The sequence below is a fragment of the Halorhabdus sp. CUG00001 genome (genome assembly GCF_009797925.1).
In the GTDB taxonomy this organism is placed as follows: Archaea; Halobacteriota; Halobacteria; order Halobacteriales; family Haloarculaceae; genus Halorhabdus.
This window is the reverse complement of sequence record NZ_VOLB01000001.1, coordinates 703,708-721,163: the sequence shown is the minus strand read 5'-3', so window position 1 is coordinate 721,163 and position 17,456 is coordinate 703,708. Positions and strand designations below refer to the sequence as shown.

General features: G+C 62.8%; 20 protein-coding genes. 8 read left to right on the top strand and 12 right to left on the bottom strand.

Annotation, left to right across the window (positions count from 1 at the left end; translation table 11 throughout):
• Nucleotide 1 precedes the first annotated feature (1 nt).
• A complete protein-coding gene (locus FR699_RS03590; RefSeq protein WP_158854097.1) occupies nt 2–892 on the top strand; it encodes a Vms1/Ankzf1 family peptidyl-tRNA hydrolase in 891 nt (296 codons plus the stop codon).
• Here FR699_RS03590 and FR699_RS03585 read toward each other — a convergent pair.
• The 4 genes from FR699_RS03585 to FR699_RS03570 all read right to left on the bottom strand — a co-directional run bounded on the left by FR699_RS03585 (nt 889) and on the right by FR699_RS03570 (nt 5,879).
• Nucleotides 889–2,427, bottom strand: a complete 1,539-nt coding sequence (locus tag FR699_RS03585; protein ID WP_158854095.1) for a hypothetical protein — start codon at nt 2,425–2,427, stop codon at nt 889–891. The genes FR699_RS03590 and FR699_RS03585 overlap by 4 nt on opposite strands.
• A gap of 71 nt (nt 2,428–2,498) precedes the next feature.
• On the bottom strand, nt 2,499–2,936 hold the full coding sequence (locus tag FR699_RS03580; protein ID WP_154551769.1) for a universal stress protein: 438 nt from the start codon (nt 2,934–2,936) through the stop codon (nt 2,499–2,501).
• Nucleotides 2,937–3,061: 125 nt separating this feature from the next.
• Nucleotides 3,062–4,921 carry a threonine--tRNA ligase gene (locus tag FR699_RS03575; protein ID WP_158854092.1) on the bottom strand — a complete coding sequence of 620 codons (1,860 nt, stop codon included), beginning with the start codon at nt 4,919–4,921 and terminating at the stop codon, nt 3,062–3,064.
• Nucleotides 4,922–5,042: 121 nt separating this feature from the next.
• Nucleotides 5,043–5,879 (bottom strand): PspA/IM30 family protein, encoded by an 837-nt coding sequence (locus tag FR699_RS03570; protein ID WP_154551771.1) that lies wholly within the window; start codon nt 5,877–5,879, stop codon nt 5,043–5,045.
• 125 nt (nt 5,880–6,004) lie between these two features.
• On the opposite strand from FR699_RS03570, the gene FR699_RS03565 reads away from it, so the two are divergent.
• Genes FR699_RS03565 through FR699_RS03555 form a run of 3 tightly spaced genes read left to right on the top strand, consistent with a single transcriptional unit; the run spans nt 6,005 to nt 8,893 of the window.
• Entirely contained in the window at nt 6,005–7,660 is a 1,656-nt protein-coding gene (locus tag FR699_RS03565) for a CTP synthase (protein ID WP_158854089.1), read from the top strand.
• Nucleotides 7,660–8,577 carry a glutamine-hydrolyzing GMP synthase gene (gene guaA / locus FR699_RS03560; protein WP_158854086.1) on the top strand — a complete coding sequence of 306 codons (918 nt, stop codon included), beginning with the start codon at nt 7,660–7,662 and terminating at the stop codon, nt 8,575–8,577. Before FR699_RS03565 ends, guaA begins: the two co-directional genes overlap by 1 nt.
• Nucleotide 8,578: 1 nt before the next feature.
• Nucleotides 8,579–8,893: a CTP synthetase gene (locus FR699_RS03555; protein ID WP_158854083.1), complete on the top strand. Its 315-nt coding sequence runs from the start codon at nt 8,579–8,581 to the stop codon at nt 8,891–8,893.
• A 108-nt stretch (nt 8,894–9,001) separates the two neighbouring features.
• On the opposite strand, the gene FR699_RS03550 is transcribed toward FR699_RS03555, so the two are convergent.
• Together FR699_RS03550 and FR699_RS03545 are read right to left on the bottom strand one after the other, a co-directional pair.
• Nucleotides 9,002–9,703 (bottom strand): MBL fold metallo-hydrolase, encoded by a 702-nt coding sequence (locus FR699_RS03550; RefSeq protein WP_158854080.1) that lies wholly within the window; start codon nt 9,701–9,703, stop codon nt 9,002–9,004.
• Between the two features lie 41 nt (nt 9,704–9,744).
• Nucleotides 9,745–10,365, bottom strand: coding sequence for a molybdenum cofactor biosynthesis protein B (locus FR699_RS03545; RefSeq protein ID WP_158854077.1), 621 nt, complete (start codon nt 10,363–10,365; stop codon nt 9,745–9,747).
• Nucleotides 10,366–10,484: 119 nt separating this feature from the next.
• Here FR699_RS03545 and FR699_RS03540 point away from each other — a divergent pair, with 119 nt between their 5' ends.
• Both FR699_RS03540 and FR699_RS03535 read left to right on the top strand, forming a co-directional pair.
• Entirely contained in the window at nt 10,485–10,727 is a 243-nt protein-coding gene (locus FR699_RS03540; protein ID WP_158854074.1) for a hypothetical protein, read from the top strand.
• 43 nt (nt 10,728–10,770) lie between these two features.
• On the top strand, nt 10,771–12,453 hold the full coding sequence (locus tag FR699_RS03535) for a histidine kinase N-terminal 7TM domain-containing protein (protein ID WP_158854071.1): 1,683 nt from the start codon (nt 10,771–10,773) through the stop codon (nt 12,451–12,453).
• 31 nt (nt 12,454–12,484) lie between these two features.
• On the opposite strand, the gene FR699_RS03530 is transcribed toward FR699_RS03535, so the two are convergent.
• The 3 genes from FR699_RS03530 to FR699_RS03520 form a co-directional block, all read right to left on the bottom strand.
• Nucleotides 12,485–12,682 (bottom strand): heavy-metal-associated domain-containing protein, encoded by a 198-nt coding sequence (locus FR699_RS03530; RefSeq protein ID WP_154551778.1) that lies wholly within the window; start codon nt 12,680–12,682, stop codon nt 12,485–12,487.
• Nucleotides 12,683–12,776: 94 nt separating this feature from the next.
• Nucleotides 12,777–13,367: an NUDIX domain-containing protein gene (locus FR699_RS03525; protein WP_158854068.1), complete on the bottom strand. Its 591-nt coding sequence runs from the start codon at nt 13,365–13,367 to the stop codon at nt 12,777–12,779.
• A 125-nt stretch (nt 13,368–13,492) separates the two neighbouring features.
• Nucleotides 13,493–13,906: an Lrp/AsnC family transcriptional regulator gene (locus tag FR699_RS03520; protein WP_154551780.1), complete on the bottom strand. Its 414-nt coding sequence runs from the start codon at nt 13,904–13,906 to the stop codon at nt 13,493–13,495.
• Nucleotides 13,907–14,008: 102 nt separating this feature from the next.
• On the opposite strand from FR699_RS03520, the gene carA reads away from it, so the two are divergent.
• The gene (gene carA, locus FR699_RS03515; protein WP_158854066.1) at nt 14,009–15,052 is read left to right on the top strand and encodes a glutamine-hydrolyzing carbamoyl-phosphate synthase small subunit; all 1,044 of its coding nucleotides are present in this window, start codon (nt 14,009–14,011) and stop codon (nt 15,050–15,052) included.
• 30 nt (nt 15,053–15,082) lie between these two features.
• Here the strand turns inward: carA and FR699_RS03510 are convergent, their stop codons facing one another.
• The 3 genes from FR699_RS03510 to FR699_RS03500 are packed head-to-tail and all read right to left on the bottom strand — an operon-like array spanning nt 15,083 to nt 16,805.
• The gene (locus tag FR699_RS03510; protein WP_158854063.1) at nt 15,083–15,934 is read right to left on the bottom strand and encodes an isoaspartyl peptidase/L-asparaginase; all 852 of its coding nucleotides are present in this window, start codon (nt 15,932–15,934) and stop codon (nt 15,083–15,085) included.
• An 8-nt stretch (nt 15,935–15,942) separates the two neighbouring features.
• Nucleotides 15,943–16,392, bottom strand: coding sequence for a UPF0179 family protein (locus FR699_RS03505; RefSeq protein WP_154551783.1), 450 nt, complete (start codon nt 16,390–16,392; stop codon nt 15,943–15,945).
• 26 nt (nt 16,393–16,418) lie between these two features.
• Entirely contained in the window at nt 16,419–16,805 is a 387-nt protein-coding gene (locus tag FR699_RS03500) for a DUF5820 family protein (RefSeq protein WP_158854060.1), read from the bottom strand.
• A 237-nt stretch (nt 16,806–17,042) separates the two neighbouring features.
• On the opposite strand from FR699_RS03500, the gene FR699_RS03495 reads away from it, so the two are divergent.
• A complete protein-coding gene (locus FR699_RS03495) occupies nt 17,043–17,429 on the top strand; it encodes a secondary thiamine-phosphate synthase enzyme YjbQ (protein WP_154551785.1) in 387 nt (128 codons plus the stop codon).
• The last annotated feature ends 27 nt before the right edge of the window (nt 17,430–17,456 follow it).

Sequence of the window (17,456 nt, the reverse complement as noted above, 5' to 3'; positions counted from 1 at the left end):
AATGCTCGATAAGCTACTCGGGAGAGAGAGCCTCAAAACACGGATCGAGGCACTCGAATCCGAGAAAGAAGATCTACAGCAGCAACTAGCGGCCGAATCGGACCGACGGGCAGACGCGGTGACGGAGCGCCAAGCGGCCCAGCGCCGCGTCAACGAGCTCGAAGACAAAGTTGCCCAACTGCAAGACCGGATCGAGCGCTTACAGAACACGGATCGTGACCTCTCCGTTCGGCACCGCGAGCGCCTTCAGGGAGAGCGCCTTACCGCCGTCTTGGATCGACTCGAATCCATCGACGCCGGCCCAGACAGAGCGCTCACAGCGTTCATCGGCAACGGAGCCGTTCCGGCCCACGTTCGTGAGGCCTTCGGTGACCGAGCTCCACTCATCGCCGAGAAAAGCCCCTGTTTTGCACTCACTGACGATGCAGGCGTTTGCAGTGTCGCACTCGATCCGCCGATCACACCGATGCCGTTCGTCGAGTGGGGACCTGGATTCGACATCGATCGCTCACTGTTCGAGCCGACTGGCGAGTTTACCCTGGCGCTGGTCCGGTCCGATCTGTTCGCGATGGGGGAATATCGTGGTCGAGAACGAGTCGCGTTTCACGGGTTCGACAGCGACCTCGGGCGCAACCACTCGAAGGGGGGCTTCTCACAGGCCCGTTTCGAGCGCCTGCGTGACGAACAGATCGACAATCACCTCGATCGTTGCCGGGCCGCACTCGACGAGCGGACGACAGACCGCCTCTATGTCGTCGGTGAACGCTCGGTGCTGGGTGACGTCGCCGCCGAGGCAAACGCCACAGCAGCTGTCGACGCGACCGGCGATCCCGAGGACGCCCTCGAAGATGCCTTCTGGGACTTCTGGACGACGACGCTGTACGCGATTTAGTCCAGCCACTCGGCGAAAGAGTCCGTCCGCTGACTGTGGCGCACGTACTCCCGTTGCATCTCCCGAATCGCGCTCTCCAATGTCGCCCCGTCGGCAAGCCGGCGTCGAACCGTCTCACGCTTCCACTGGCTCGGCGTCGATTGCTGGGTCCACCGCGCTTCGATCGGGCCGAGCACCTCGTCGATCCGGCTGTCGGCAAAGCCCTGGACGGCCAAGCCACGGCGCGCGTACTCGAATACTTCTGCAAAGATCGTCTCGCTGTCTGTCGTTCGTTCCCCGTCAGCGTCCACCCACTGCAGGTCGGCTCCCAGGCCATCTTCGGCGGCGGCATAGAAACTGTCCCGAGCGTCCGTCCAGGGAAGTTCTGTTACGGGATGTTCAGCATCCACGAGGCCGAGCAGTAAGCCAGCCGTCAGGGCCTGCAGGCTGATATTGTCGGCAACCGTCGGCTGTGTCGGGAGCGGACGGTATTCGAGACGGATCGAGCGCTCGTCGCCGGCCTCGGGGACTGGATCGCCACCGATAACGGCTCGGACCCAGCGCCAGTAGGTCCCCCGCTTGTGTTCGAATTCGGGAAACTGGGCGCTGAAGGTTTCGTCGTCGTGGCCGTTGGCCCAGTCAGCGAGGAACGGGGCATAGAGATCGTCGGCCACGACGCGGTCGATACCGTCCGCTGTCGTGGCAATGTCGTCGGGAACGCGGACTTTCGGGTGCTCGCTGTGGTTGACCGACTGCTCGAAGACGGCGATGCGCAGTTCGTGTGGTGTCTCTTCGAGTAAGTCCCACGGATCGATACCGTCGTCGTACAGATCCGGTGGCATGAACGGCGCGTTCGTCGACAGCGCAAGGACTGGCCCGAGCGTCCGGATTGCGGCGTTGAAATACGCTGGAAACGCCCCAACGTCGGGGATCTGGAGGTGTGGCTGGATCGACGTGGCGAGAGATTCAAAGAGGATACTGGGAAACGAGCGGGAGACACCGGGTACGTCCAACGGCACCGCGCCGTCGGTCAGGTCAAGGACCTCGTTGTCGATCGCGTAGTAGCGTGGATTCGACCGCATGTGCGTCGCGATCGTGAGTCCGTCACGCGTTTCGTGGGCCGAAAGGTACGCATCGCTCCCGCGTGCAGGCGGGATCGTCCACATGGCGTCCGTCACGAGCGTCCTGTCGTCTCCGATTGCCTCACGTCCCCGTTCGAGGCCAGTTGCTGCGGCCGTCGACTGGCGCTCGAACCCGCCGGGCCGGAGAGCCACGGGGTCGGTGTTGATCTCGGCGTTGTGAAGACCCAATTCCTTGCTGATGCGGTCGTCGACGCCGAAGAAATCGGCCGGGATCGTGGCCAGAGCGTGGCCATCGTCACCAGCCCCAACCGCATAGACTTCCATTTCGAGACCGATCGCAAAGTCCGCCGTCTCCAGTCTGCCGGCATCGAGTTGTTCTCGCAGGAACGCCGCTTGCTCGTGGAGTCGTTCACGAAAGGGGGCTGTCGTTTCGGTCCGCAGCGAGCGGGCAACGAGGTCGATCGGCCCAGTCATTGTGGGTCCGTTCGCCGGCCCCCCACAAATACGTACGTACAGCGGCACTGACCCGCCCGGCTCCACCGCGTTCACTCCTCGGCGATGTCGACGACCAGCACTGGCGTGGTCGCGTTCTCGACGACGCGTTCGGTCACACTGCCGAGATTGGTAAGTCTGTCTCGACCGGTGCGACCGTGCGTACCCATGACGATCAGATCCGCGCCGATCTCCTCGCCGTATCGGAGAATATCTCGATGTGGGATCCCTTTCCGAAGCGCCGTCTCGATCGGAACGTCGGCGTCTGCCACTTGCGTCCGGAGACGATCGAGCGCGGCCTCGCCGTCTTCCCGGAGTGAGTCGATCACTTCGTCCTGGGCTTCCTTCTCGGCGGCGAGGTACATCCGCCGGTCGAGCACGTACAGTCCGTGAATCGTCGCATCGTTGTCCGCCCCAATCGAGATGGCGTGTTCGAGCGTTGCCGCGGTCCCGCTGCTGCCGTCGGTCGGCGCCAGGATCGTATCGTACATGACCACCTAGATCTTCACGGGCCTAGTAAATAGTTGTACGTGCCACGGTACCACGCGACGAAAGTTACGCTTTCGAGAGGGAGCCCTCGCGGAGTCGAACGGCGAAAATCGCGAGAGCGAGCGGGTTATCGACCGGTGAAGTTCGGGTGATCGCTGACGTGGCGGGGCAGGTAGCGGTGTTGCTGTGGGAGCCCTTCGACATCGTTGAGGACGCGCTCGCGCAGTTCCGCGGGCGTCATATCGATCTCGTCGTCGTCGAGTCGGACGTTGACGCCGAGTTCGTCGCTTTCGATCTCTCGATCACCGACGACGACGTAGTAGGGTACCCAGTCGGTCTCGGCCCGAGCGATCCGTTTGCCGACCGACTCGTCGCGGTCGTCGACGTCGGCCCGCACGTCTGCAGCTTCGAGGTCGTCGACGAGGCCCTCACAATATTCCAAGTGCGAATCGGGATTGACCGGGATAAATCGTACTTGCGTCGGCGAGAGCCACGTCGGCAACTGGGGTGTCTCCATCGATGCGGTGTCCTCTAAGAGAGCAGCCAGCACGCGCTCGATCCCGCCCGACGGCGAGTAGTGGAGGATCGGTGGATTGTGCGTATTGGTGCCGTCGGTGTACTCGATGTCGAACCGGTCTGCGCTCTCGACGTCGATCTGGACCGTCGGATTCTCGATGGGCCGGCCCAGGCCGTCGATGGCGGCGAAGTCGATCTTCGCCGACCAGTAGTGGTGGCGTTCGGGAATGATCTCGACGAGCGATGGCTTCCCGAGCTCGGCGACGACATCTTCGACCCACGCCTCGTTTTCCTCGTAGAACTCGCGAGTCATCCGGAGGGCGGGTTCGTAGTTGATGCCGAGGTCCTCGGAGGTCTGGAGGGCGAGTTCGGCTTGCTTGCGCAGTTCTTCCCGTGCCTGGTCCATGTCCTCCGTGGCCGTGTGCATATCCGGCATCGTGAACGCGCGCAGACGCTTGAGGCCGGTCACCTCGCCTTTCTGTTCACGACGGAACGAGTAGGTCGACATCTCGTAGATCCGCATCGGCAGATCGTTGACCGAGATGTGCATGTCTCGCATGATCGAGAACTGGCCGAAACAGGCCGCAAAGCGCAGCATCATCCGGCGATCGCCCGACTCAAAGCGGTACTGGCGCTCGCCGAACTTCCCGGCGTGTTCGTCGATCGAACGGGCGCCCAGGTCGTACATGATCGGCGTCTCGACGGGCATCCCGCCGTACTCGACGACCAGATCGTTGACGTACTCCATGAGAGCGTCCCGGATGAGTTTCCCACGGGGATACCATCGCAGGTTACCGACGTCTGAGAGTTCGTCGTAGCCGACCAGGCCCTTCTCCTGCATCAGGTCGACGTGTGGTGGTTCCTCGCCCTCGTTGCTGAGGATGCCCTCTACTTCGTCTTCGATGAACGCCGTGAGGTCCTCGCCAACCGAATCCTTCGCCGCAACGGCGTCTTGAACGTCTCCCTCGGGCGTCATTACCTTCCAGTCACTTGGCTCACGGTCGGGTTCGCCATCGGCTTTGCCTCCCTCGTCCTCGTCGCGATGGGAAGCGACGTGGCGGGACAGTTCCGAGAGCGGGTGGCCCTTACAGGAGACCTCGAAGGATTTGTACCAGCCAAACGGCGCACGGAGGATGGTGTAGCCAGCGGCTTCCATCTCCGTTTCGAGCCGTTGCATGACGTCCTTTGCAGCGTCCGGCGCGGCCAGGTCGTCACTGAGGTGGGCGTAGGGATACAGCACGACGTCAGTCGTGTTGAGCTGGTCGGTGACGTCTTGTAGTTCCGTCAGTGCGTTCTCGACGACGCCCTCGATGTCGCCCTCGTCGTCGCTCTCGACGCTGATGAACACCGTCACGCAGTCTTCCATGCGTCCCTCCATCGGGACGCCCTCGGTTTCGGCGAGGTCACCGCCGCCTGCCTTGTCGGTCGTCTCGAACTCCAGATGGTCCGAGTGGATGAACAGTAGTCGCATAGGCATAGACTCCCGACGGCCGGTAAAAAGCGTGCCGAATGCGATCACACAACCGTCGACGCTCGTGCCAGCGAGCCACGACGAACCCAGATTCCGTGTGGCACGATGCCGAACTATTCCGCTACGCTTCTTCGTCTTTGAGTGTCTCTAGCTCCTCGTCGATGGCATCCGTATCGACTGCTTCTCCCTCACCGTCGACGTCGCCAGCTGCTTGTGTCGTCGTTGATTCGTCGGCCGTCGTCGCCTCAGTTGCTCCAGTCTCTGCGCCCATCTCTGCCTGGAGGGTCTCTAGTTCGGATTCGACTTCACTGTCGGACTGTAAATCAGCCAGTTCGCGGTCGAGTTGGTCCTGGTCGGTAATCGCGTCGTCGAAGGCACCGCTGTCGCGTAGTTCGTCCATCGCGGACGCACGGGCTTCCATCTCTTCGGTTCGTTCCTGTGCCCGATCGATTGCCCGGCCGACGTCCTCGAATTCGTCGCCGGCACCCGACATCGCCTCGGAGACACGGGCGGAGGCCTCTGCAGCCTCGTAGCGAGCTTTCATCGTCTCCTTTTTGGTCCGGAACTGCTCGACTTGGGCCTGGAGCTCGCTTTTCTGCTCGACGAGCTGGTCCTGTTGGGCCTGTAAGTCGGCGATCTGACTCTCCAACTCCTCGATCTCGTTCATCTTCTGCTTTTTCTTCTCTAAGGCTCGCCTGGCCAGATCCTCACGATCCTGCTTGACCGCTTCCCGAGCCTGGTCGTTGTGTTTCTCGACGTTCTCTTCGAGCCGGCGTTTCTGGATCTCTAAGCGCTTTTTCTGGGTCGTCAGATCCGCAATCCCCTGTTTGACGTCTTGGAGTTCGTCCCGTAATTGCTCGTAGGAGTAATCGAGCGTTTCGGAGGGGTCTTCGGCCCGATTCAGAAGGGTGTTGACCTTCGACCGGATGACGTAGGAGGCGCGCGAGAGGATTCCCATGGGCGTCTGTTAGGGATGGGCCGTCTTAAAAGTCGCACTCGTTGGTCCATCGCTTATCCGTGCCAGTGACCACCGAACCCGGCCGTTCCCGAAACGGTTTAGGTCCGGGCACGCCCACCGTCGGTATGCCGAACGAGCCCGAAACCGACTACGATCAGGAGCTGGGACGGAAGTTCATTTTCGTCACCGGCGGGGTAATGTCAGGCCTGGGGAAAGGCATTACCGCCGCGAGTACTGGCCGCTTGCTCGCCAACGCCGGCTTCGACGTCACTGCGGTCAAGATCGACCCGTATCTCAACGTCGACGCCGGGACGATGAACCCCTACCAGCACGGCGAGGTGTACGTCCTGAAAGACGGGGGCGAAGTCGATCTGGACCTGGGGAACTACGAACGGTTCCTCGACATCGACATGACCTCCGATCACAACGTCACCACGGGGAAGGTCTACCGAGAGGTCATCGAGAAAGAACGCGCCGGCGACTATCTCGGTCGCACCGTCCAGATCATCCCGCACATCACCGACGACATCAAGCGTCGCATCCGGGAGGTCGCGGAGGGAAGCGACGTCTGTCTCATCGAAGTCGGGGGCACCGTCGGCGACATCGAGGGCATGCCCTATCTCGAAGCCCTGCGGCAGTTCGCCCACGAGGAAGACGACGACGATATTCTCTTTACCCACGTCACGCTGGTGCCCTACTCGAAAAACGGCGAACAGAAAACGAAACCAACCCAACACAGCGTCAAGGAACTCCGATCGATCGGCCTCCAGCCGGACATTCTCGTTGGCCGGTGTGAGGACAAACTCGACCCGGACGTCAAAGAGAAGATCGCCCTGTTCTGTGACGTGCCGACGGATGCCGTCTTCTCGAATCCCGACGTCGAGGACATCTATCGCGTCCCGCTGGTCGTCGAGGACGAGGGACTCGACGAGTACGTCATGGAGCAACTCAACCTGGCCGAGGAGGCCCTCCCGAAAGACGAACGGAAGAACGGCTGGCGCGAACTGGTCACCCAGGAGAAAAGCGGCTCGATCGACGTTGCTCTCGTCGGTAAGTACGGGCTGGAAGACGCGTATCTCTCGATCCACGAATCGCTGAAGCACGCTGGCTTAGAGACCAACGTCGACGTCGAGACGACGTGGATCCATTCGGAGGATCTGGCGGACGGCCACGACGGCCAACTTGCGGACGTGGATGCCGTCGTCGTTCCTGGCGGGTTCGGCGCTCGCGGGACCGAAGGCAAGGTCGAGGCGATCCGCTACGCCCGCGAGAACGATATCCCCTTCCTCGGGCTCTGTCTTGGCTTCCAGATGGCTGTCGTCGAGTTCGCACGCAACGTCCTCGATCTGGACGGTGCCCACTCGGCGGAGATGGACGAACAGACACCCCACCCCGTCATCGACATCCTGCCCGAACAGGAGGGTGTCGAAGATATGGGCGGGACGATGCGCTTGGGGACCCAAGAGACCGAAATCGACCCGGACACACTCGCTGCTGACCTGTACGACGACACCACCTGTCGGGAACGCCACCGCCATCGCTACGAGGTCAACCCTGAGTACATCGAGGACCTCGAAGCGGCCGGCATGACCTTCTCGGGCGTCTCGGGCCGACGCATGGAGATTCTCGAACTCGCGACCGACGAGCACCCGTACTTCCTCGGGACCCAGTTCCACCCCGAGTTCCGGTCGCGGCCGACCCGCGCGTCGCCACCGTTCGTCGGACTCGTCGAAGCAGTACTCGACCAGCGTGAACACGCGCCAGCGGAGGTCGAACACTGATGGTCGACGTCGAGTCGTTCATCCCCGAGGCAAAAGCCGAGATCGCCGAAGCAATCGGTGCCGACGAGGCCGTCATTGCCCTTTCCGGTGGCGTCGACTCCTCGACTGCTGCCGCCCTGGCCTACGAGGCCGTCGGCGATCAACTCACGCCAGTCTACGTCGACACCGGCCTCATGCGGAAAGGCGAGACCGACCAGATCCGCGAGACCTTCGACTACATGGACAGTCTTCGGATCGTCGACGCCAAAGACCGCTTTCTCGATGAACTCGCGGGCGTCACCGACCCCGAAGAGAAACGCCACGCGATCGGCGAGCAGTTCATCCGCGAGTTCGAGGAAGTCGCCGAGGAGGTCGACGCCGACCACCTCGTCCAGGGGACGATCTACCCCGACCGCATCGAGAGTGAAGGGACGATCAAGTCCCATCACAACGTCGGCGGCCTGCCTGAACGCATCGATTTCGACGGCATCGTCGAACCAATGGCTGACCTCTACAAAGACGAGGTTCGGGAAGTCGCTCGGGAACTCGATTTAGAGGCGATCATCAGCGAGCGAATGCCGTTCCCCGGGCCGGGACTGGCCGTCCGGATCATCGGCGAAGTGACCGAGGAGAAACTCGAAGTTGCGCGGGAGGCCAACCACGTCGTCGAGGAAGAACTCGAAGAATACGACCCCTGGCAGGCGCTGGCCGCAGTGATCGGCAAGGCCACTGGCGTCAAAGGCGACAACCGCGTCCACGGCTGGGTTGTGGCCGTCCGCTCGGTCGAGTCCCGCGACGGCATGACCGCCCGCGCCCAGGAGATCGACTGGGAGACCCTCCAGCGCATCCAGAGTCGTATCACTGGCGAAAACGAGTCGGTCGCGCGTGTCGTCTACGACGTAACACACAAACCGCCCGCGACAATCGAGTACGAGTAAGATGAAGGTAATCGTCGCCGGTGTGGACGACACCGAGATCGCCAGTGCTATCGAGGAAGAAGGCCACGACGTGACGACTGTCGACGTCGGGACTGGCGAGTCTCTTGCGGACGCAGGGATCGTCGAGGCTGAGACGTACGTCCTGACCGAGATGAGCCAGGCTACTTCGATTGCGGTCGCGAAAGACCACAATCCGGACGTCCGAGTCGTCGTCTACGCGGAGGGGTCGTTGCCTGAGTTTGCCACTCGACAGGCTGATCTGGTCGTCGATCCGCGGCTGCTCGATCCCGAGGCCGTCGCCGAGGAATTGGAGTAACGTCTCCTGGCGGACAGACTCGTTTTGGCTGGTACGGTGGACGGATCCCACCGCTCGTTTTCGAGAGCCAACGCGTGTGTGGAGTTCGTGGCCGGCCATGCCGCGCAGTTACAGCCGCGCGGCAAGGTCTGCCAGCCGCTCACTGGCCCCTTCGACGAACGGTGTGCCGTGTCCCATCGCCAGAACGTCAACGTCGAGGTCCAGTTCGGCCAGCCGACGAATGCTGTCCGCGAGTGCCGACGTGTCGTAACTCAGTGCCCACGGTGACGCTTCGAGTCGGCCGCCCGATTCCCTGACGAGGTCGCCGATGAAGGCGACCGATCGGGACGCATCGACGTACGTGACGTGTCCACGGGTGTGTCCAGGCGTCGTGTACACATCGAGTGCGCCCACCGTGTCCCCCTCTGTTATCGTTTCGACAGGGTGGTCTGGCGCCGTCGTGAGCGGATGGGCAAGCGACTGAAAGGCCGCTTTCCGGTCGCTCCAGCCGGGTGAGCGATCGCCCCGAACGATCGCAGCGTCCGGCTGGCCGGCATAGATTGGACAGTCGAATCCCAGCGCGCCGAGACCGCCGACGTGATCGAGGTCGTAGTGGGTGAGTGCGATCCGATCGACGTCACGCGGATCGAACCCGGCCTCGGTGAGCTGTCGACACAGCGCCCGGCGTGTCCAGGGAGCGCCCGCGTCGATCACCGTCACGTCGTCGCTTCGGTGTGTCTCGTCGGCCGAGGAACCGTCCGCGACCAGCAGGTAGGCGTTGACGCCGCGAAGGTCGAACCACCAGATTCCGTCGTCGAGTTCGGTGGCCATGGGAGACGGGAGGACCGGGGTAGCCAAAAGTGTCGGCGTCGCTACGATGGGTCAGCCACGTCTTCGAGGAGTCCATCGAGCGTTTCGAGGACGATCTCGGAGACGGTAAAGCGAGCGGCGTCGGCCTCGCCGGGGACACAGAATACGGGGACGTCGTCGATAATACCTGCCGTTGGCCGCATGCTGATAACCTCAGGGCCGACCTGTTCGTGATAGCTCACCCTAAAGAGCTCACCGAACCCCGGCATCGCTTTCTCCCAGAGCGGTTCGATGGCTTCGACAGTTGCGTCCGATGGACCGACGCCCGTGCCACCGACAGTGAGGACGACGTCGACGTCCCGACGGGAGACAACCCGGTCGATTGCCGTCTGGACGGCGTCGAATCCGGATTCGACGGTATCCTGCCCGGCGACGGTTCGGCCGTCACCGTCGAGCGCGTCGATGACGACGGCCACTGGATCGGCAGCCATCTCGTCTGCGCCATCGCCGATACGGAGCACGAACACTCCGGTCTCGACACTGCGTGGCTGCTCGTCCGGCTTCGCAGTCGCTGGGTCACTCGAAGACCCGTTTGACTGCTCGTCGCGCTCGTCTCCGGTCCGTGTCTCGGCTTCGTCGTCCGACCGCCCTCGACGTGTGTCCCGGGATTGAAAGTCGACCATGACTCTCCGTTGCGCTTCTACCCTCAAATAGACCGTCAGTTCGGCCGACCGCCAGGAGGGTGGGAAAGCACCTGGGGTGGAGCGGCACGGTTTAGTTCGCCGGCCCCGATCCGCGATGTATGGCGAGTGCTGTAGACGACGACAGCGAGAGAGCCGATCCGGCACACTGGGTGTTGCTCGGGGGGTTGTTCGTTGCGCTGATCGCCATTCCGTGGGCGTTGATACTCTTGCCAAGTGTCCGGGGCGTTGTGGGCGGGATCGGGCTCTCCTTCCGAGACGCGTATCTCGTCGTGCCACTCGTCCCCGCACTCGGCCTGGGCGCACTCGCAGTCTGGACAGCCCTTCGCTCAGGAGGCCCGTAGCCTGGCCGACCCTTTTTCACCCAGTCGCCGAAAGTGATTGCCAATGTGGCGCCTGTATCTCGCTGTGGTGTTTTTCGCCGCGGTCTTTGGCACTGCACTCTCGCTGTACACGCTCTTGCACCAGGAGACACCTGGTGCCGGTCCGCTGGCACTGCTGTTGCTGGGGGCCGCGATGTGGGCGACGACTGACGGCCTGAGTCTGGCTACCTTCGGCGCTTCGGAGACGCTGTTCTGGGCCAAGCTCGGGCTCGCTATTACCGCTGTCGTGCCCCTGGCCTGGCTGCTGACGGCCGTCGAATACACCGGCTACGATCGCGTCCTTACCTCGAGGCACTTACTCGGGTTGCTCGTCGAACCGCTGGTCTTTACCGGGCTCGTCTGGACAACCGGGAGTCACGGCCTCGTCTGGTCGAATCTGCAACCCTCCGCAATCGGACCCTACACGACGGTCGTCGCGACACGCGGACTCGCTTACTGGGGGCACGTCGTCTACTCCTACGGGCTGATTGCACTCGGCGCCCTCCTCTTGGTCCGTGTCATCCTCCGTGCGAACGAGCTCTATCGCACACAGAGTACCGCATTGCTCGTGGCGATCGTAATTCCGCTCGTCGCCAATACGGCGGCACTCTTTGGACTCTCCCCGGATGGAATCGACATGACGAGTATTGCCTTCGTCGCCTCGGGGACTGTCATCACGGCCGCAATCCTTCGCCGACAGTTGCTGAGCGTCGCAGCTGGGACGCGCGAGATCGGCCGCGACGAGATCGTCGATCAGCTCGACGACGCAGTGTTCATCCTCGACAGCAACGGTGTCGTCAACGACTGCAACCCCGCTGGTGCCACTCTCGTCGATGAGACGACCGACAGGGTGGTAGGCCAATCGCTCGTCGATCTCCTCCCGGCGCTTTCGTCTGTGTTCCCCATCGAAGACATCCCAGACAACCAGATCGTCACAATCGAACGGAATGGCTCCGTTCGAACCTACGACTGTCGGCTATCGCCACTCGACAGCCCCTTCGGTGAGCGTTCCGGCACCATCGTGAGCGTGCGTGACGTGACCGAACAGACCAGACGGGAACAACAACTCGACGTCCTCAATCGGTTACTCAGGCACAATATCCGCAACGAGATGAACGTCGTTCGCGGGCAGGCAGAACTACTCCGCGAGTCGCTCGAGACAGAATCCCAGCACTCACGCGTCGATCGAATCGTCGAGACGGTCGATACCGTAACCGAGCGGAGTAACAAAGTCGGGACCCTCACGCGGGCCTTCGAGGACGAGCCGGCCTCGATCGACCTCGAAGCAGTCTTGCGAGACGCGATCGGCGCGGTCACGGCCAAGTATCCGGCAGCAACGATCGCTCTCGACGGCGATCCGGACCACTGCGTCGAGGGTGCGGCGTCACTCGGCGTCGCGTTCGAGGAGTTGCTGCACAACGCAGTCGAACACAACGACAGCGACCACCCACAGGTGACAGTAACAGTCACCGCGGCTCCCCCATCAGGAGCCGACGTGACGGTCCGGATCAGCGACAATGGACCGGGAATCAACCGCCAGGAGCGCGCCGTCATCGAGCGTGGCCGAGAAACGGCGCTCGAACACGGCAGCGGGATCGGGCTCTGGCTGGTCGCCTGGATCGTCCGGACCTACGGAGGCACCCTGTCCTTTGCTGAGGCCGACGTCGGGACGACTGTGGTCGTGCAACTGCCCAAAAGCGAGCCATAACGAACCGCTTGCCGTCCAGGGTCTACGACCCTCAGGGACTGGCCTCGTATCCTGCGTCTTCGACGGCAGCGACCAGTGTGCCAGGGTCGGCCTCACCCTCGATGGTCGCTTCGTCGGCGTCGTGATCGGCACTCGCGGCCGCGACGCCGTCCAGTGCTTCGAGGGCCTCGACGACGCTTTGTTCACAGTGTTCACAACTCATCCCAGTGACCGTGATCGTGCGTGACATGGACGACTGTAGGGGAGCAGTGTTTTTCGGGATTTCGCCTCAGAATCGAAAGTCACAGCGCCACCGAAGTCCGGATTGTCAACGGGACTGTCGCTCACTCGACGTCGCGCCGCATCGCAATCTCGAACCAGGGACAGAGTCTGAGCTGGCGATACCACTCGGGATGTTCGTGCAACCGCTCGTAGGGAACCCACATGAATCCCGCTACCTCTTCGGGGTCGGGATCGAGTGTCCGGTCGGTCAGCGTCGCCTGTAGGACCGAACAGACCTCGTGTTCGACGCCAGCGTTTTCGAAGTACCGTTTGTACTCGAACTTGTCCGTGACCTGCAGGTCGTCGTACTGATCGGCCGTGATGCCAAGTTCCTCTTCGAGCCGCTGGCGTGTGGCTTCTTCCTGGGATTGGCCCTCGACGGGGTGGGACGCGACCGTGCCGTCCCAGTGCGTTGCCCAGAGGCGCTTGTCCGGCGACCGCTGGGCGAGTAAGATGTTGTCGTCTTCGTCGAACAGCAGTGCTGTAAACGCCCGGTGTCGGATCCCCTCGCCGGTGTGGGCGTCCAGTCGATTGACCAGTTCCAGTTTGGTGTCCTCAGCATCGACAGCGATAACGTCTTGTCGTTCGTTTTCGTGCCGCAGTTCGGCTTCTGCAGGGTCGGACGCACTCTCCGACTCCTCGCTCGTGCTCATACTCGAATTCTCGGTGAGCGGGTTCAAACAGTCTTCGACTCGCGGAAGATACCGCCCCGGGAAGGGGCGACTTCCCAGTTGCTCTTAGCCCACGAACTCCTCTCGCCAGTACCGACACGACTCCATCACCCAACCCGTTCTTCGAGAATCAGCCTCGTCTTCGTCCCGACAACTTCGTCACGTTCGCGGGCCCGTGTGATCAGTTCGTTGACTTCGCTCGTGTCGGCACAATCGACGATCAACACGACGTCTTCCTCGCCGCTGACCTCCCAAACGAAATCGACCTCGGGCCACTCGGCGAACGCGTCCGCGAGGGCACTGTGGTCGACGTTGACGTCGATACCGATCTCGATCATGGCCTTGACGTTTCCCGTCCGGGTTGCGACCGTAAACCGCTCGATAATCCCCGCTTCGACGAGTTGCTCGACGCGGTTACGGACAGTCCCTTCCGACGTCTCGACACGGTCGGCGATCTCCGTGTAGGGAGTGCGGGCGTCCCGCCGGAGAATACTCAGTATCTCGCGGTCCAGATCATCCATCGAGGTGTGTGGTTACCGCAGGTCCACACTTGAGGATTACGAATTTCGTAACTCTGTTTCGAAAGCAACGCTTATCACCCGACCTTCCGTACGGATCTCGTAATGACGGACGCCTATGTAGCCCTGGAGGGTGAGCGCATCGTCGAAGCACGCGCTCGCTCGCCGGGCACGACCCGCGGGGAACTGGTCTTTACGACAGCATACACCGGCTACGAGGAGAGCCTCACCGACCCCTCCTACGAGGAGCAGATCCTGACGTTCTCGTACCCGTTGATCGGGAACTACGGCGTCCGCGAGGAACGATTCGAGTCCGATCGCGTCCACCCGCGCGGGGTCGTCGCTCGCGAGCTGACCGACGACGTCGCCGAGTGGCTGCAAGCGGAAGGCCGGCCGGCCGTCGATCACATCGACACGCGCGAACTCGTCACCGAGATCCGTGACGAAGGTGCGATGAAGTGTGGGATCGCCGCCGGCGAGGACGTCACCGAAGAGGACGCACTGGCCGAACTCCGGCAGTGCAAGCACATGAGCGAACACACCGATATCGGCAGTCAGGTCAGTGTGAGCGAGCCAGTCGTCTACAACGAAGACGGCGATGGCCCCGACGTCGCACTCATCGATTGTGGCGCGAAGGGTTCGATCCAGGAGTCACTGGTCGAGCGTGACGCTGTCGTCCACGTCCTCCCGTACGACACGACACCGGCCAAGATCGCGGCCCTCGATCCGGACCTCTTGTTTGTCTCCAATGGCCCGGGCGATCCGGAGAACTTCGAGGCCACCGCCGATCTGGTCGACGAATACGTCGGTGAGATTCCCCTGGCAGGTATCTGTCTCGGTCAGCAAGTCGTCGCCAACGCTCTGGGCGGGGAAACCGAGAAGATGGAGTTTGGCCACCGCGGCGTCAACCAGCCCGTTCGTGACCTCCGGACCGATCAGGTCGTCATGACGACCCAGAATCACGGCTACACGGTCGCCGAGCCGGGCGAGAACCTCGATGTGACTCAGATCAACGTCAACGACGACACGCCAGAGGGCTTAGAGAACGACGAGCTAGAAATCATCACGCGCCAGTACCACCCGGAAGCCAATCCCGGCCCGCACGACTCGCTGTCGTTCTTCGACGACGTTTTGGAACTGGCCGAGTGATCGCCCCGCGGTACGCCGCACAGAGCGGGCTTATCGCTCGCCACGGGCCGTCTGCATCGCCGCGCTGTTGTACGCGCTGCCGGCGCTGCCGTCTCGATCGAGGACGATAACCCCGGCCGTCCCCTCGACTCGATCGTCGAACCGATCGATCGCCCGCGTCGCCGCTCGCTCGGGTGAATCGCCGTCTTCGAGGCACCTGACGGCCCGGCGGGCCAGAGCCTCTTTCGCGATGTCCTCGCCCGCACCGGTCGCGCTTGCGCCGCCAGCCTTGGTGGCATAGAAGCCAGCACCGACCTGTGGGACGTCGCCGACCCGCCCGGCAAGTGCCGCCCACCGTCCGCCGGTCGACGTGCCGGTGACGATCCGGTCGCCGTCAGTCGCGACCGCACCGACTGTATCGTTGCCCCCGAAGTTCTCAGCTAGCCAGTCGAGTTGCTCGGCCACAGCATCCCCAGGCGGCGTGGTTTCGTTCCAGCGCTCCCGGGTCCGATCTGCCCAGCAATCGACGTCGGTTTCGACGCCGTTGGCCCCAGCGAAGTCGATCGCCGGTTCGCCAGCGAGCATGACGTGGGGCGTCTCTTCGAGAACCGCCCGGGCGACGTCGATCGCATTGGCGACGCCTTCGAGCCCGGCGACGGCCCCACACTCCCGGTCGTCGGTCATCAGCCCGGCGTCGGTCCGAACCGCCCCGTCAGTCTGGACGGCGCTGCCAACCCCGGCGTTGAACCACGGATCAGCTTCGAGGGCGGTGATCGTCTCACAGACCGCTTCGAGGGGCGTCTCCTGGGCGAGGCCTGCATCGATTGCGTTCTCGATTCGCTGCTGTCTTTCTGGTGGCTGCTCGGGTGGCGACCCAGCGCCGCCGTGAGCGATGATGCGCACGGCCGTGGTCACTCCTCGGGCGGGGCGAGTTCGACCTGCGTGAGGTCTCGCTCCAGCATACAGTAGTCGTGGGGCGGTTCGCCGACGACACTATCGATCCGGTAGGTCGTCTCGAAGTCAGCGCCAGCCGGTTCACAGAGGGCGTGACTCGGGCACTCCTCGTGTGGACAGGGGCCTTCGAGATCGACCTTGCTCCCGGCGTAGGCACTCTGGGCAGCGACGTTCGCCTGGATCGGGGCAGGTTCGACTTCGACGGCTGTGACGCCGACGTCGTGAACCGCACACTCCAACGTGTTTGCGTTGTCCCGGACCTCGGTGACGCGATAGCGCCGGCCCTCCGTGAGGTTCAGACACTGGTCACGATAGGGACAACCCTCACAGGCGGCCGATTCCCCCTGGTAGACGAACTCGCTGCCGGGATCGGCCAACCGCGTCCCGAGTAAGGTGATCTCTGTCATTAGACCGGCATAAGCGGCCGCGCCGATTAAGTCTCCCGACCGGTCAGCGTATCGAGTCGGTCGAGGTACGCCGCCCGTGGCTGCTGGTACAGTGTCCGATAGTCGATCTCGCCGGCCGTGAACGCACGAGCCAGTTCGAGTGCGCCGTCCAGCGCCGCGTCCCGGTCGTCGTACTCACGAGTCTCGCTCTCGATCTCCGGCTCCAGAAACAGCGTCACACGCCACGGGTCGTCGGGATCGGGTTCAGGCCGGCCCGGGCGTCGCTGTCGCCGACCGCGGGTGACGTACAGCGTCGGAAGACACGGAGCCGGAAACGCCTCGGAATCGAAGACATCCGGTCGATAGACGAAGACCAGTGTGGTCGGCTCCTCGCTCCAGACGGACCACCCATCGGGCACCGAATCGATTGGCACGGTCGGACCACGAACCACGGTCCAAAGAACTTCTCGGTCGGTGCCGGTCCGTGCGATAGGCACACTGGACACCTACGCGAAGTCCGGCGACGTTCATCCGGGAGCGTCGCCTATCGCTGATCGTGAGTCCCCCCTTTGGACGGGCAGGGAGCGACGACCCCAACGCCGACAATCAGTCACGTTTCGAGTCCCACATTCGACCGAGCGCTTATACAGACACCCGATGGAAGTAGAACTATGTCCGAGACGCTATCTGTCAACACTGACGGGCGGCTGTCGGTCATCGACGTAACGAGTCGTGTCCAAGATATTGTGCCACCCGAGGCAACCGGGACGTGCACCATTTTCGTGCCACACACGACGGCTGGTGTTACGATCAACGAAGGCGAACAGCGGTTGCTGGCTGATTTCGAGACGGCGCTGGCAGATCTGGTCCCGGATGATGGCTGGGACCACGACCGGATCGACGACAATGCAGACGCACACGTGCGATCGATGTTGATCGGCCCGAGCGTGACCGTCCCGGTCGCGGACGGACAACTCGAGTTGGGAACCTGGCAGTCGATCCTGTTCGTCGAATGTGACGGGCCGCGTACCCGGACACTGCGCGTCCAGACGAGTTGATCCGACCGGTGGTCTCACTTTGGGGAC

Coding starts and splice junctions, on each gene's coding strand:
- FR699_RS03590 (WP_158854097.1), top strand. CDS start 2: ATGCTCGATAAGCTACTCGGGAGAGAGAGCCTCAAAACACGGATCGAG.
- FR699_RS03585 (WP_158854095.1), bottom strand. CDS start 2,427: ATGACTGGGCCGATCGACCTCGTTGCCCGCTCGCTGCGGACCGAAACG.
- FR699_RS03580 (WP_154551769.1), bottom strand. CDS start 2,936: ATGTACGATACGATCCTGGCGCCGACCGACGGCAGCAGCGGGACCGCG.
- FR699_RS03575 (WP_158854092.1), bottom strand. CDS start 4,921: ATGCGACTACTGTTCATCCACTCGGACCATCTGGAGTTCGAGACGACC.
- FR699_RS03570 (WP_154551771.1), bottom strand. CDS start 5,879: ATGGGAATCCTCTCGCGCGCCTCCTACGTCATCCGGTCGAAGGTCAAC.
- FR699_RS03565 (WP_158854089.1), top strand. CDS start 6,005: ATGCCGAACGAGCCCGAAACCGACTACGATCAGGAGCTGGGACGGAAG.
- guaA (WP_158854086.1), top strand. CDS start 7,660: ATGGTCGACGTCGAGTCGTTCATCCCCGAGGCAAAAGCCGAGATCGCC.
- FR699_RS03555 (WP_158854083.1), top strand. CDS start 8,579: ATGAAGGTAATCGTCGCCGGTGTGGACGACACCGAGATCGCCAGTGCT.
- FR699_RS03550 (WP_158854080.1), bottom strand. CDS start 9,703: ATGGCCACCGAACTCGACGACGGAATCTGGTGGTTCGACCTTCGCGGC.
- FR699_RS03545 (WP_158854077.1), bottom strand. CDS start 10,365: ATGGTCGACTTTCAATCCCGGGACACACGTCGAGGGCGGTCGGACGAC.
- FR699_RS03540 (WP_158854074.1), top strand. CDS start 10,485: ATGGCGAGTGCTGTAGACGACGACAGCGAGAGAGCCGATCCGGCACAC.
- FR699_RS03535 (WP_158854071.1), top strand. CDS start 10,771: ATGTGGCGCCTGTATCTCGCTGTGGTGTTTTTCGCCGCGGTCTTTGGC.
- FR699_RS03530 (WP_154551778.1), bottom strand. CDS start 12,682: ATGTCACGCACGATCACGGTCACTGGGATGAGTTGTGAACACTGTGAA.
- FR699_RS03525 (WP_158854068.1), bottom strand. CDS start 13,367: ATGAGCACGAGCGAGGAGTCGGAGAGTGCGTCCGACCCTGCAGAAGCC.
- FR699_RS03520 (WP_154551780.1), bottom strand. CDS start 13,906: ATGGATGATCTGGACCGCGAGATACTGAGTATTCTCCGGCGGGACGCC.
- carA (WP_158854066.1), top strand. CDS start 14,009: ATGACGGACGCCTATGTAGCCCTGGAGGGTGAGCGCATCGTCGAAGCA.
- FR699_RS03505 (WP_154551783.1), bottom strand. CDS start 16,392: ATGACAGAGATCACCTTACTCGGGACGCGGTTGGCCGATCCCGGCAGC.
- FR699_RS03495 (WP_154551785.1), top strand. CDS start 17,043: ATGTCCGAGACGCTATCTGTCAACACTGACGGGCGGCTGTCGGTCATC.